Annotated in this window: 9 protein-coding genes and 2 pseudogenes; 6 read left to right on the top strand and 5 right to left on the bottom strand. The window is 72.4% G+C overall.

Annotation, left to right across the window (positions count from 1 at the left end):
• Positions 1-8: 8 nt before the first annotated feature.
• Positions 9-200, top strand: a pseudogene (locus ACZ6ZN_RS00940) (barstar family protein); the annotation flags it as partial.
• A 326-nt stretch (positions 201-526) separates the two neighbouring features.
• Positions 527-697, top strand: a complete 171-nt coding sequence (locus ACZ6ZN_RS00935) for a hypothetical protein (protein WP_333933081.1) — start codon at positions 527-529, stop codon at positions 695-697.
• Between the two features lie 137 nt (positions 698-834).
• On the opposite strand, the gene ACZ6ZN_RS00930 is transcribed toward ACZ6ZN_RS00935, so the two are convergent.
• Together ACZ6ZN_RS00930 and ACZ6ZN_RS00925 are read right to left on the bottom strand one after the other, a co-directional pair.
• On the bottom strand, positions 835-1,989 hold the full coding sequence (locus tag ACZ6ZN_RS00930; RefSeq protein WP_469643903.1) for a serine hydrolase domain-containing protein: 1,155 nt from the start codon (positions 1,987-1,989) through the stop codon (positions 835-837).
• 133 nt (positions 1,990-2,122) lie between these two features.
• Positions 2,123-2,698, bottom strand: a complete 576-nt coding sequence (locus ACZ6ZN_RS00925; RefSeq protein WP_469642082.1) for a DUF6328 family protein — start codon at positions 2,696-2,698, stop codon at positions 2,123-2,125.
• A 331-nt stretch (positions 2,699-3,029) separates the two neighbouring features.
• On the opposite strand from ACZ6ZN_RS00925, the gene ACZ6ZN_RS00920 reads away from it, so the two are divergent.
• Complete coding sequence (locus tag ACZ6ZN_RS00920; RefSeq protein ID WP_469642080.1) at positions 3,030-5,210, top strand: SpoIIE family protein phosphatase; 2,181 nt, start codon at positions 3,030-3,032, stop codon at positions 5,208-5,210.
• Positions 5,211-6,025: 815 nt separating this feature from the next.
• On the opposite strand, the gene ACZ6ZN_RS00915 is transcribed toward ACZ6ZN_RS00920, so the two are convergent.
• Positions 6,026-7,213 (bottom strand): beta-ketoacyl-[acyl-carrier-protein] synthase family protein, encoded by a 1,188-nt coding sequence (locus tag ACZ6ZN_RS00915; protein WP_451876327.1) that lies wholly within the window; start codon positions 7,211-7,213, stop codon positions 6,026-6,028.
• 299 nt (positions 7,214-7,512) lie between these two features.
• Between ACZ6ZN_RS00915 and ACZ6ZN_RS00910 the strand changes: the two are divergent.
• Positions 7,513-8,006, top strand: a pseudogene (locus ACZ6ZN_RS00910) (IS5 family transposase); the annotation flags it as partial.
• A gap of 52 nt (positions 8,007-8,058) precedes the next feature.
• Here the strand turns inward: ACZ6ZN_RS00910 and ACZ6ZN_RS00905 are convergent.
• Together ACZ6ZN_RS00905 and ACZ6ZN_RS00900 are read right to left on the bottom strand one after the other, a co-directional pair.
• A complete protein-coding gene (locus ACZ6ZN_RS00905) occupies positions 8,059-8,928 on the bottom strand; it encodes a S41 family peptidase (RefSeq protein WP_469642077.1) in 870 nt (289 codons plus the stop codon).
• Between the two features lie 855 nt (positions 8,929-9,783).
• Positions 9,784-10,149 (bottom strand): STAS domain-containing protein, encoded by a 366-nt coding sequence (locus tag ACZ6ZN_RS00900; RefSeq protein ID WP_398107339.1) that lies wholly within the window; start codon positions 10,147-10,149, stop codon positions 9,784-9,786.
• 169 nt (positions 10,150-10,318) lie between these two features.
• On the opposite strand from ACZ6ZN_RS00900, the gene ACZ6ZN_RS00895 reads away from it, so the two are divergent.
• Together ACZ6ZN_RS00895 and ACZ6ZN_RS00890 are read left to right on the top strand one after the other, a co-directional pair.
• A complete protein-coding gene (locus tag ACZ6ZN_RS00895) occupies positions 10,319-10,831 on the top strand; it encodes an ATP-binding protein (protein ID WP_469642075.1) in 513 nt (170 codons plus the stop codon).
• Positions 10,832-11,116: 285 nt separating this feature from the next.
• Positions 11,117-13,180, top strand: a complete 2,064-nt coding sequence (locus ACZ6ZN_RS00890; protein WP_469642073.1) for a glycosyltransferase family 2 protein — start codon at positions 11,117-11,119, stop codon at positions 13,178-13,180.
• Positions 13,181-13,245: the final 65 nt, after the last annotated feature.

Below are 13,245 nucleotides of genomic sequence, written 5' to 3'. Positions count from 1 at the left end.
CGCACATCATGCAGCAATGCGGGCAGGCGCGTTACGCGTTGACGGATACGGCGAACGGCCATGTGTGGGGCGTCTGTTCCGAGGCGGAAGGACTGTTCGCCGAACCGCCCCGTGGCACGTACGAACTGTTCGGCTGGGTCCCGGAAGGGGCCGGAGCGGTGGGGTGGGTCGACACCCGGGTGTGGCTCGTGCCGGAGGACGCCACCGGGCTGTCTGCGCGGCGGTTTCGGCCACACTTCACCCGCCACCCTGCATTGGGAGCACGCCGAGGTGGCCCGTGGCCGCCTGTCCCGCCGACTGACGCCCCGGGGCGAACCCCGCGACGTGTTCGCCGCCGTGCTGGAGATCCTCGGCGGGCAAGGGGTGCGCACCGTCCTCGCGTGACGGCGTGAGCCGCGTGGAGCCGGTCCGGGTGCGCCGGGCGGACCCCGTCCTCCCGCCCCCGCGGTTGCTCGGTGAACCAGGCGTGTATGGCCGGACGTTGGCCGGGCATACGGGCTTCACCCCTTCGAGAGGAGCTCGTTCCATGCTTGGCATAGTCGCGGCAGTGCTGTTCTTCATCTCGTTCCTGATCAACGCGGCGGAGATCGGCACCAACGATGTGTTCTCTTCGACGAACGTGATGCTGCTGGGCCTGATGTGCCTGGCGCTGCACGTGGCCGGCGTGGGCGGCGGCTGGACGGCCCGCAGACGCTGACCGCACGCACGACAGGCCACAGGACGCCTGCCGGTCCGCCCGACCCGTTCCGACGGCACGTGGAACGGTCGACACGGCGGCCGGCAGGCGTCCTTCGTGCCTCCCCACGACCCGGTGACGCGGGCCGGGCGCCCCGGTCACCCGCAGAACGCCGTGTCCACGGACGCCATGACGGCCCGGGCCCCCTCCTCCGCGTCGCCGAACGTGCCCGGCAGCGCGGTCACCGCGAGCCCGACGGAACGGCCGTCGTCCGTGGCGCCGCCGCGGGTCTCGTACCCGTCGATGTCACCGCCGTGTCCCCAGTAGACGCCCCCGCAGCTCAGCGGCACGCTGAACAGGCCCAGCCCGTAACGCCAGCCAGGCATCAGCGGGGCGTCGACCGTCTTGCGCATCTCCGCCAGTTGCGCGGCCGGGAGGAGCCTGCCGTCAATGAGGACGCGGGCGAACCTGGCGAGGTCGCTCGGGGTCGAGATCAACTGTCCGGCGGCTCCGCCCCAGGAGGGGTCCATCTCCGTCACGTCGATCACCTTGCGCGACCGCGGATCGGCCAGGGCGTATCCGTGCGCGTGCGGTTCACGGAGGGTCTGGTCGCCCGGCTGCGGCCAATAGGTGTGACGCAGACCGGCCTTCCTGATCACGCGCTCGGTTATCTGCTCCTGCACGGGACGTTCGGTGACCCGCTCGATCAGCAGCCCGGCCAGCAGGTAGTTGGTGTTGCTGTACTTCCAGCTGGTCCCGGGAGCGAACTCCGCCGGGTGGGCCAGCGCCGTCGCCAGCAGGTCGCGGGGGTGGAAGAACCTGTGCTGGACCGCGCCGAACTCCTCCAGGTCCATGTGGTCGGTGTAGCTGGGCAGGCCGCTGGTGTGCTGCAGGAGCTGGCGGACGGTGATCCTCCTGCCGTCGATGCCCTCGCCGCGCACCACCCCGGGCAGATACGTCTCGACGGGCTCGTCCAGCCGGACCCTGCCCTCGGCGACGAGCTGGAGGACCACGACCGCGGTGAACGTCTTGGTGTTGCTCCCGGCCCGGACGTAGCCGTCGTGAGGGACGGGCACCTGCCGGCCCAGCCGGGCGGACCCGGCCACCAGCGAGGTGGTACGACCGTCCTTGTGCACCCAGGCCGACACGGCCGGGTACTTCTCCTCGCTCACCAGCGAGTCGATGCTCCTCTGGAGCGGCGAGGCCGACGGCGGGCCCGCCACCGCCGTGTCGGCCACCGCGGTGCCCGCCCATCCGGCCGCCGCCACGACCACCAGTGCCTTGCGCAGCCTCCAGGCGTTCTTCCTCTGCATCTGCCCTGCCTCCTCGTCCGGTTCGTCCACCACGACGGTTCCAGGACCGGACGAGAAGATCAGTGGGGCTGAGCGCCGAAAGGGAGGTGTACTTGTCACCACCCGGGAGGCCGTGCCTGCCCGGGCAGGTGCCTCAGGAGCGGTCGGCCTCGCGGGCGCGCCGGTCGGCACGGCGCCGCAGGTGCAGCGGCAGCGCGTACCAGCAGATGCCGAACCACAACATGACACCCGCGACCAGCATTTCGGCCAGTACACCGGACACCACGAACCGCAGGATCAGCAGGAGGGTGCAGCCGATGGTCAGCGCGAGCAGGACCATGCCGCACATCATCAGGCGGCCGGCGGTCTCCACCAGCTCGTCCTTCATGCGCTGGCCGGACAGGAAGCGGTGGATGGAGACGGGGGCGATGAGCGTCCCGGTGGCGGCGGCGCCGAGCACCACGGTCGTCACGTAGATGGCGCGGTCGAGTGTCTCCAACTCCCTGAAGAGCGGGGTGAAGGCCACGCTGAGCAGGAAGCCGAAGAGGATCTGCACGCCCGTCTGGGACACGCGCGTCTCCTGCAGGATCTCGTTCCAGCGCCGGTTGACCCGCTCGTGCGGTGTCTCGGGCCCCTTGCTGCCCCGTCTCCTCTCCGGTGCGTCGTCGCGCGCACCGTCGGCGTCGTTCCTGTCGTTCCTGTCGTCCGGTTCCACGTGCGGTTCCGTCATGGTCACGGCATCCTCCCCATGTCAGAGGGACCGCTTGCCCCGCCGGGGCGTCCTCCATGCCCGGGAGGGGGCAGCTCACGTGCAGGTTCCGCCCCCACCGCCCACCCGGCCCCAGCTGTCCCGGGTTCACCGGCGGTCGCCGGGTCGGCGTCCTGCCCGTGCTCTCCTGGTGCGGGTCCTCACGCCCGGCGAGCAGATCCCGCCCTCACTGTCCGTGTTCGCCGGGTGCTGCGCTGGTGTGGGCGTAGCGGCCGTCGGTGTTATTGAATGAGGTGTGCGACCAGGGAGCTCGGGGCCCCGCTCGCACGGGTCCGCATACCGAAAGAGCCGCATGGACTCCACACCCTCGTCCTCGTCCCCGTCCTCCTCGGCATTCGACCTGGTCAGCCGCGCGCTGGGGCGCTACATCCCGCACGGCGAAGAGGAAGCGGCCGCCGGTTCGACCGAGGAGCGGCACTCCCGTGCCGACACGGCGCAGCGGACGGCCGAGGCCCCGGCGAACGGCCGCCAGGAACAGATCCTCGGCGCGCTCAACCTGGACGCGGATCTGGTCATCACCCGCTGCAAGCTGGACGCCCCCGTGTTCGCGGGCCTGGACGCCGCGCGGGGCAAGCCGTTCGTCGACCTCCTGCCTCCCGGTGACGTGCCGACGGTCACCCGGCGCCTGCGGCAGGTGCTGGAGACCGGCGAGGCGCATGTGGCCCGGATCCAGCGGCTGCGCCGCACCGACGGGTCGGAGGTGGTGGTCTCCATGAGCATCCTGCCCGCCGCCCCGCCGGAGGAGGGGCTGACGGTCTCGGTGATCGCCATGGCCAGGAGGCTGCACCTCTACGCGGCCGAGACCGCCATCGGCACCTCGCTCGACATCGGGGAGACCGCGCAGTCGCTCGCGCAGTCCCTGCTGGCCTGGGGGGACGTGGCCGCCGTCGACCTCGACTTCGCCGTGTGGACGGGCGAGGGGGTCGCCGGCACACCGCGGGGGCGCATCCGGCTGCGTCGCGCGGCCCTCGTGCCGGACCGCGCATGGCCCGCGGGCTACGTCACCCCCGGCAACGACCTGCCCGGCGACGCCGGCCGGCTGCTGGCGCAGGCCATCATGCGGGACGACGACCCGCAGACGATCGTCATACCCGACAGGGAGGCCGTCGAGCGGGTCTTCGGCAGCCCGCGCGTCGTCCGCGCCCTCGTGCCCAGCGACCGCTCGGCGGGTGTCGCGTGCATCCCGCTGGTCCTGGACGGCACACCGCCCGTCGTCCTGGGCGTGGCGGAGGTCTGGCGGCGGTCCGACCACCCCTTCCGCGACAGCGAGCTGTTCGACCTGCAGGAACTGGTGGCCCGGACGGCCCACCACGTCGATCTGGCCCGTCAGCATCAGCGCGAGCACACACAGGTCCTGGCGCTGCAACGCCGGCTGCTGCCCCGGACCGGCGGCGACACCATCGAGATCGCCAGCGTCTACCAGCCCGCCACCCCCGACAGCGCGGGCGTCGGCGGCGACTGGGTGAACAGCTTCCCGCTGCCGGACGGCCGTACCGCGCTGGTGGTCGGGGACGTCGTGGGGCACGGCCTGGGGGCGGCGGCGACCATGGGCCAGCTGAGCATGGAGGCCCGGGCGCTGCTGTCCGCCGGCCTCGCACCCGACCAGGTGCTGGAGCACCTGGACGAGACCGTGTCCCTGCTGGACGACGCGGAGTCCGGACTGACGGCCGGCTACAGCGCCCTCGGCTCGACCTGCTGCGTCGCCCTGTACGACCCGGTCAGCCACCAGGTGACCATGTCCAGCGCGGGTCACCTGCCGCCGATCCTGGTCTCCCCGGGCGGGCGGGCCGAGCTGCTCGCGATCCGGCCCCACCCCGGCCTCGGCGCCGAATTCGCGCTGCGCGAGCCGTTCGACGTCCACACGTTCCCCGCGCCCTCCGGTTCGCTGCTGGCCCTGTACACCGACGGCCTGGTGGAGGACCCGGCGCTGTCGATCGACGACGGCATCGGCCGGCTGGCGGACGCCGTGGCCACGGTGCACCCCTGGGACACCCTGGAGCAGGCCGCACGGCACGTCGCCTCCTCGCTCGCCCCCGCACACCAGCGAGACGACGTCACCCTGCTGCTCGCGCGGATGATCGGCTACCGCAAGGGGGACACGGCGACCTGGCGGCTGCCCGCCCGTGACGACGCGCCGGCGCGCGCCCGGGCACACGCCGACGCGCTGCTGAGGCGCTGGCGCACCGGCGACCGCACCCGCTGGGCCGTGCTGCTGCTGGTCAGCGAGCTGGTCACGAACGCGGTGCGGTTCGCGACGGGGCCCATCACCGTACGGCTGATCAGGACGGGCCGCGGCCTGCTGTGCGAGGTGGGCGACACCGGGAACGGCCGGCCGCGCCTGCGGCGGAGCGACGTCCTCGACGACGGCGGCCGCGGCCTGGGCATCGTGCACCGGCTCACGACCCGGTGGGGCGTGCGGTGGACCGACGACGGCAAGGTGGTGTGGGCGGAGGTCGCGAGACCGCGCGGCTGACCCTCACGGGGCCGGTCCCTCGGACCCCGGGGGCCTTGCAAGGCCCGTCCCTCGGACCCAGGGGGCCTTGCAGGGCCCGTCCCTCGGGTCCCGGGGGCCTTACAGGGGCGGCTTCTCGGGCTTCGCGGTCCTCGCAGGCCAGCGCTTTCGGCCTCCGCGGGCCCCGCCCAGCGAGGGCCTCGACTCCGCGAGCCCTGCACCAGCAGGCCCGGGGTCCGCGGGATGTGCACCGCCAGGCTCGCGCGCCACAGGCCCAGCACGTCCCGGGCCCGGCTCCGCAGATCCCGCACCTCCAAGCCCTTGCTCGGCAGGCCCCCGCCATGCTCAGGCTCCCGGGCGGCGTACGGGCGCCCCCTGGGGCTCCACGGGCCCGTGCATACAGGCCCTCGGCTCCGCGCCGCCGTGCGTTCAGGTCCTCGGCTCCAGGGGCCCGCGCGTTCAGGCCCTCGGGCTCCGCGCTGCCGTGCGTTCAGGTCCTCGGCTCCAGGGGCCCGCGCGTTCAGGCCCTCGGGCTCCGCGCTGCCGTGCGTTCAGCCCCTCGGCTCCAGGGGCCCGCGCGTTCAGGCCCTCGGGCTCCGCGCCCACGTGCGTTCAGGCCCTCGGGTTCCGCGGCCCCGCACAGCCAGACCCTCGCCGCGCCCGCCCGCCCCGACTCCGCCGGCCCGCACAGGCCCTTGCCGCGCCCGCCCTGACTCCGCGAGCGCGCACAACCAGGCCTTCGCCGCGCCCGCCCAGGCTCCACCGACCCGCACACCCAGGTATGGGGTGGTGGACGCGTCAGCGCTACCGGCCGGTACCGGCGGTGCGGCGGCGGCCTACAGCCACTCGCCTTCCAGGGCGGTGGCGGTCAGCCCCGGCGCCGCCGCGTAGAGCACGGCGCGATTGCCGGGCTTCTGCTGCCCGGAGTCGTGCGCCCGGCGCAGGATGTCGAACACGGCGGCGCCGCCGCGGTTGCCCGTGGTGTAGCTCTCCCGGCTGTGGTCGAGCAGCCCGGACGGCCACGAGTCGGGCATCGTCTGCTCCATGTACTCCAGCACGCGGGTCCCTCCGGGGTGCGCGAGCAGGACGTCGGGGTGCCAGGCCTCGGGGTCGTCCTGGTAGCGGCTGCGCAGCCAGTCCCACATGGCGGTGACCGTCTCCTGCACCGCGCGCGGCCCGCGCCGGTCCATCACGAAGTGGGTGCCGTCGGCCCGCGTCCGCAGCCGGTGCAGGTCCTGGGTGCCGGGCAGCGTGTGGTGCCACGAGGCGTCCAACCGCAGCACCGACTGGGACCGCTGCCGTCCCGTGACGACCGCGGCGACCGCGGTGTCGGCGAAGAGCAACCGGACGATCAGGGACTCCAGAGTGTCGTCCGCGGGCTGGTAGGTCGTGCTGAGCGCCTCGGCGATGACGACCAGGACGACCCGGTCGGGATCGGCCGCCACGAGGTCCGCCGCGAGTGCCAGGGAGCGGGTGCCGGCGATGCAGGCCCACTGCGTGGCGGGCAGCAGCATCGCGTCCGGGCGCAGCGGCAGGCTGTTGGCCAGGGACATGTCCAGACCGGGCAGCGCCGGAGTGGTGGAGTGACTGGTGATCAGGCAGTCGACGTCGGACACGTCCAGCCCGGCCGACTGCAGGGCCCCGCGAGCGGCGCGCTCCCCGTAGGACTGCACGGCCTCCCAGGCCGGCGCGGTGCGCTCCTCGATCGTCTGGGCGACGGGCAGGGCCTCCAGCGCGGCGACGGCGCGGTCCACGTCCTGCTGGGCGAACCCCTCGGCGGCCAGAGCCTTTTGAGCCGACGCCAGGCCGACGGCGTCCAGCGCACCGCCCTTGCCGGGCGCGACGGCGGTCTCCAGCGGCAGCATCCAGCCCCGGGACTCGATGCCCGTACTGGCCGCGATGGAGTCGATCCGGGGTGCCCAGGCGGCGTCGGGGTGCCGGTCGCGCACCTCGGCGACGATCTCGCTGGTCTTCACGGTGTGCTCGCCGTGTATGACGGCTGGGGGGCAGAGGTATGCGGCCATGTCGGGGAGCCTTCCGGGGAGCGGGTGGTGGGGTCGGGCACCGGCCGGGGGGACGACCTTCACGACAGGTGTGTCGGGGGTCACTTCCGCGACCCGGCGCCCAAGAAGGTGCCGAGAGGCCCCACTTCGGGGGAGTCGGTACCTGCTTCGAGCATGGAGGCCAAAAGGACATTTCCGCTGTGATGCAGACAACTTAGGCCAGCTCGGGATGCGTGATACCGCACACAGATCAACCGGTGTGTGACGCGCGCCTCCCGACCGGCGGGACGCCGCAACGGGTGAGCGGGCCCAATTGGTCGCGGGCGGTGATCGACTCCTCCCACGTGCGGGCAGCTCGGCTTGGCCCAAAAGCGGGCCCAGCCCGGTCGATCGTGCACGGCCGGGCAGTAAGCACCACGTCCTCACCGACGGCCAGGGCATCCCGCACGCGGTGTCGCTGACCGGCGGAAACCACAACGACGTCACGCAGTTGCTGCCTCTGTTGGACAAGGTTCCGGCCGTGGCCGGACTCGTCGGCCGGCCACGACGCAGGCCCGACGCGCTCCTGGCCAACCGCGGCTATGACCACGACAAGTACCGGCGCCTACTGCGGCAGCGCGTCATCCGCCCGGTCATCGCCGAACGAGGACGGCAACACGGCTCCGGCCTGGGTATCTTCCGCTACGTCGTTGAAAGGACGATCGCCTGGCTGTACGGCTTTCGTCGCCTGCGCATCCGATGGGAGCGACGGGACGACATCCATGAAGCCTTCCTCGACCTCGCCGCCTGCCTCATCACCCATAGACAAGTCCGACGCCTGTGTCAGGGCCTCAAGTCGTCATCGAGCCAGCTGATCACGAGAGCGCCTACGCGCAGCCGGGCCGCTCGGACAACCATCGCGTTGCCGCGTCCAGAACGGGATCATTGCTTCCCCCGCGCCCGAGGTTGTCGACGACTGGCTGGTCAGGCGGTATGGGACTGTCGTATGCGCGCCCCGTGCGGTCGGCGTCCTTAACCTCTGTCAGGTTGAGGACCGCCCCATCGGACAGCCGATGCTGTACGTTGCCGGTGGGGACGCCTGCGGTGTCCTCGCCGAAAGAGCGCGTATCCGGGCGCCCGCGGAAGGCAACGGTCACCGCCTCCCCGGAACTGGCAGTAGAACGGCTGGTGAGCACCGCAACAGGGGCAGATCCGCCGCCTACGGGAGGACTTGTTCCCCAGCCCATGGAATCACCGTCCAGACGAGGACTGCCCTTCTCAATGGACCACACCGTCTCCTTGCCGTCCGCATCGACGAATGATCCGACATCGCCGTCACCAAGGATCGGTCCCACGACGGCAAGCATCGGCCACATGTTGCCACCGAGATTGCGGCGGAGGTCGATCACCCAGCCGCAGGCGTTCGGACGATCAGCCTTCGCCACGGCATTCCGCCCCTCCCGCACGTACTGCTGATAGACCTTCTCAGATCCCAGGACGCCGGGGAGCGACAGATACCCCATGCGGCCGGCTAACGCCCGCCCCTCCACAGGATTGCGGATCTGCTCGTCCCCGTACAGCTCTTTCTCCCTCTTCGGGTCGTAGAAGCCACTGTGCCCGTCTCCCAAACTGGCCAGGGCGGCCTTAATGGCTCGATAGGTATCGCTAGGACGCTGCGCGTTGCCGGCTTCGGTGAAGGCTGTTCGCCGTACCTCATCCCAGTCGACATCGCCGCGTCGAAGTGCCTTGTCCTCCATGAGGTCCAGCGTGGTGGACAGGTAGGACCGGGCCTTGTCAGACATTGCCGGGCCAGGGGGCGACGCCTCCCCTCCCGAGCACCCGGCCCCAAAAGCGAGAACACACACCCACCCAGCAGCCCTCAAACGCGGCAAGCGCCCCCGAACCATGTGCCCTCCCAGTCGGCCAAACCAATGATCGTCCCGTGACCCTAACTCTGTGCATCGCATTCCCCGTTACGGAGTGAGAGCAGCGACTGCCGAGGCACACACTGGACTGACCGGAGGTCTGGACAGCATGCACCCCAGCATTCGAGGGTTGCCGGTTGCAGTCTTTCAACGACCCATGTGGCGAAGCACGGACGCTGCGGCGGGGGCGACTCAGGTGGGGTGTGGGGCACCGGTCAGGAGGCTTGGCCGCCTGCCTCATCACCTACAGACACGTCCGACGCCTCAGGACCTCTAAGGGACTTCGGCGTACGCTCCGGTCGACGAACCGCGGCGGACCGGGACGCGCGACGGGCCTGCGGCCCTATGGCCTGCCACTTCCGGGGCAGGCGGACCGTGACGAGCAGACCGCCGCCCGGGCGAGAGGGGCGAGGTCCAAAACTCCGTCGTGGGCGCGGACCATCCATGCGGAGCGGGTCCGGGATGCGGCAGCGTCATCGGCGTCGTGAGCACCGCGTCGTTGAACGTGTCGTGGCAACCGTGCCACCGCCCCGCCCCGCCCCGCCCCGACGCGCAGGCCGGAGCGGTCGTCGGGAGCGGCCGCCGGAGAACGTACGCCGCGCCGACGAGGACGTGTCGAAGGGTGCGCGCACCGCGCCGGGAACCCGGCCGGGACGGCGGCCGGTCAGGCGGTCAGGCGGCAAGCGGTCAGGCCGTCAGGGCCTGCTCGGTCGTGGGGTGGCAGGGAATGACCGTGTCCACGCCGACCAGCTGCAGCACGCGCAGCACGGACTCCTGGGCCCCCGCGATGCGAACCCACCCGTCCGCCACGCTCACCTGCTGGTGGGCGGCGACGAAGACGTTGATGCCGCTGGAGTCCATGAAGGTCACACCGCTGAGGTCGGCGACTATCCGGGGCGGCACGGCGGCCTGTCCCCCCAGCAGCGCCTGGCTGAGCACGTCCTGGACGTCGTGGTCGATCTCGCCGCACAGGGTCACGACACGGACGCCCTCGACCAGGTGCTGTTCGGCGCGCAGCCGGTCCGGCCGGTCCGCGGGTTGGAAGTGGGCCACGATCTCCTCGATGCGTTCAGGGCTCGTCCTGGGGTCAGAACGAGGTTGATTCTGCCCCACGGGCCGTCCCGGATGCACCCCGCGGCTGTATCGAACATCACCTGTGAGGTATGTATGGCGTCAGTGGGGGTACTGGCGGGCAGGTAAACGGGGAGTGAGGGCGAGGCCAGTGGAATGTCGTGCCGAGGGTGACGGTGGTGCGGCGCCGGACGAGCATCTGGCGCAGGTCGGCTTCGCCCTGGGCGGGGACGACAGCTGCATCGCCGATGCCCGTCACCACGCTGTCGGCTTCCTCGACCGGGCCGTCGACGACCATCGCGTGCCCGTCTCCGACCGGGTGCGGGACCTCACGCAGCTCGTGGTGAGCGAACTGGTCACCAACGCCCGCAAGTACGCCCCCGGCCCCGTCTTCATGGAACTGCGCCTGACCGAGCGCACCGTGGACGTCGTCGTATGGGACAGCGACTCCGCACTCCCGGCGGCCCGCGCCGCCGACCCGGGCAGGATCGGGCAGCACGGTCTCGAGATCGTCAAGGCGGTCACCGAGAGCCTGTCGGTCGCACGCGAAGCGGTCGGCAAGCGCATCACGGCGCGCATCCCCCTGCACCATCGGCCAGGCGGGCCCGCCGGCGCCTCCACGACCCAGGACGTCGCTACGAGCTCCGGCGCCTGCCGGCCGTGACCGGCCCGGCCCGCCGCGACCCTCTCCCGCCGAACCGCCGCGGCCCGCTCCCGCCGAACCGCCGCCCCGCTCCGCGCCCCCTCCTGCGCACCGGTGCGGCTCCGACACGCGCCCGAACGGGTGATTCGCGCACCCCGACAGCCTAGGAGCATGCCGCACGCGGCGCGGCGGGCGCGGGGCGCGCCGGAAGCTCGCGGGAGGAGCCGGCTGCCATCGACCCCGTCGCCGTCGGGGACGGGACGGCCGTCCCCGCCCTCCGCAGCAGCCCACGGCCCGGGAGCCCGCATGTCCCGCACGACCCCTCCGCGCGTGAGCGTGATCATCCCGGCGTACAACGCGATGCCGGAGGTCACCCACTGCGTCGAGTCCGCCATGGAGCAGACCCTCGACCCGGACGACGTCGAGATCATCGCGGTCGACGACGGGTCGACCGACGGCACCGGCGCGGAACTGGACCGCCTGGCCCGTACCTGCTCCCGGCTGCGTGTGGTCCACCAGCCCAACAGCAAGGGAGCCGGCGGCCCGCGCAACACCGGCCTCGAACTCGCCGCCGGCGACTACGTCTTCTTCCTCGACTCCGACGACCACCTCGGCCCGGACGCCCTGCGCCGCATGGTCGCCATGGCCGACGCCAACGGCACCGACGTGGTCCTCGGGAAGATGGTGTCGGTCGGCGGACGCGCCGTGCCGACGGCCGTCTTCTCCCACAACCAGCCCCGCACCGACGTCTTCTCCTCCCACGCGTACCGCACCCTGGGCTGCTGGAAGCTGTTCCGGCGGTCGCTGATCGAGCGGCTGGGGCTGCGGTTCCCGCCGTACCGCAACTGCGAGGACAAGCCCTTCACCGCCGCGGCCTACCTCAACGCCGACGGCATCTCCGTCGTCGCCGACTACGACTGCTACTACTCGCGGAACCGGCAGAACGGCAACAACCTCACCCTCACGGCCGCCGACCTGGTCCACCGCATGGACGGCACCGGGCTGTGCTTCGAGACGGTCGCCCGTTACCTGGAACCCGGACCGCGGCGGGACCGGATCATGCGCCGCCATGTGGAGTGGGAACTGTGCGGACCGCTGCGGGCCTTGCTGCCGCGGGAGAGCGAACAGCAGGCGCGGGAGCGCTACTACCCGCAGTTCCGGCAGTGGGCGCTCGACCACGCGACCGACGGCGTCTTCCAACTGCTCTCGCCGCAGGACCGGTTGCTCGTCCATCTGCTGCGCGCGGACCGCTACGACGACCTCATGGCGGTGGCGCGGCATGCCCGGCGGGACGCGGCGCGCGGACACGTCGTCGACAAGGGCCGTGTCTACTGGGCCCACCCCTTCTTCCGCGATCCGGCCAAGGCGGTCCCGGATGCCTGCTTCGACGCCACGGACCGGATCGCCGTCCACCACGAGCTGACCGAGGCCGCCTGGACCGCAGAGGGCGAGGTGCTGCGGCTGTCGGGCCACGCCCGCATCGACGGGCTCGGACCGTTGCAGCCCGGCAGCCGGCTGACCCTGCGCCCGAGCGGTTTCCGGCACCCGGACGTCCATGTGCCGGTGACCCTCGACGCCGCCCCGCCTCGGCCGGGCACGGGCACCCGGGAGCAGGACCGCACGGACGGTGCCGGGAGCGGGACGAACCGCTACACCGTCGACGTGGACCTGCGCACCGCCGCCTCGGGCGCCCCGCTCGGCGCCGGTACGTGGGACCTCCGGCTCGAGCTGCGCGCCCAGGGAGTCAGCCGGACCGTCAGAATCCGGCAGCCCCGGGCGGACGCGGACGACCCGGCACCCACACCGCCGGTCCGCGCACCGGCCACCGGCTCCCGCCCGGAACCCGCCACCGCGCGACTCCGGTCCACCCCGGACGGGCATCTCGCGCTGGAGGTCCGGCGGACCGGGACGGCGGCCGAGCCGGCGTGCCGCGTGACCGGGGTCGCCTGGGACGCCTCCGCCCCCGGCACCCTCGTCGTCCGCGGACACCTGACCGGGGAAGCCGCCCACCGCCCCGTCGCCCTGCGCGCCGAGGAGGACTCGGGCCGGGTGAGGGAGGCGCCCCTGTCCTACGGGCCGGACGGGCGCGGCTTCACCGCCAGCATGCCGCTCGCGCGCCTGAGGCCGGGCCGATGGGCGCTGACCCTGCGCCCGAACGCGGGCGGCACGCCGATCCCCGTCCCGCACACGGACCGGCTGGGCGGCACACGCTGGTTCCGCGCCTCCCGCCTGGGCCGCCCCTTCTACGCCAAGCCGCTCCCGCGCCCTCCGAGAGGCGTCCTGACGCTCCGGGTCGCGCCGATCAGGCTGACGACGGCCCTGCGCCGCCGCCTGGCGCGAAGCGGCGACAGGCACCGCGACCGCCTGTGACTGCCGGCGGAGACGGGGAGCGTGCCGGGCCCATCGGCAGGGGACGCTTCCCCGGGCCCCTCGCA

The sequence above is a fragment of the Streptomyces sp. NPDC053665 genome (assembly GCF_055585285.1).
This window is presented reverse-complemented; position numbering and strand designations above follow the sequence as displayed.

Bases quoted from the DNA above. Each gene is read 5' to 3' on its own strand.
- ACZ6ZN_RS00935 (WP_333933081.1), top strand. From the start codon at position 527: ATGCTTGGCATAGTCGCGGCAGTGCTGTTCTTCATCTCGTTCCTGATC.
- ACZ6ZN_RS00930 (WP_469643903.1), bottom strand. From the start codon at position 1,989: ATGCAGAGGAAGAACGCCTGGAGGCTGCGCAAGGCACTGGTGGTCGTG.
- ACZ6ZN_RS00925 (WP_469642082.1), bottom strand. From the start codon at position 2,698: ATGACGGAACCGCACGTGGAACCGGACGACAGGAACGACAGGAACGAC.
- ACZ6ZN_RS00920 (WP_469642080.1), top strand. From the start codon at position 3,030: ATGGACTCCACACCCTCGTCCTCGTCCCCGTCCTCCTCGGCATTCGAC.
- ACZ6ZN_RS00915 (WP_451876327.1), bottom strand. From the start codon at position 7,213: ATGGCCGCATACCTCTGCCCCCCAGCCGTCATACACGGCGAGCACACC.
- ACZ6ZN_RS00905 (WP_469642077.1), bottom strand. From the start codon at position 8,928: ATGGAGGACAAGGCACTTCGACGCGGCGATGTCGACTGGGATGAGGTA.
- ACZ6ZN_RS00890 (WP_469642073.1), top strand. From the start codon at position 11,117: ATGTCCCGCACGACCCCTCCGCGCGTGAGCGTGATCATCCCGGCGTAC.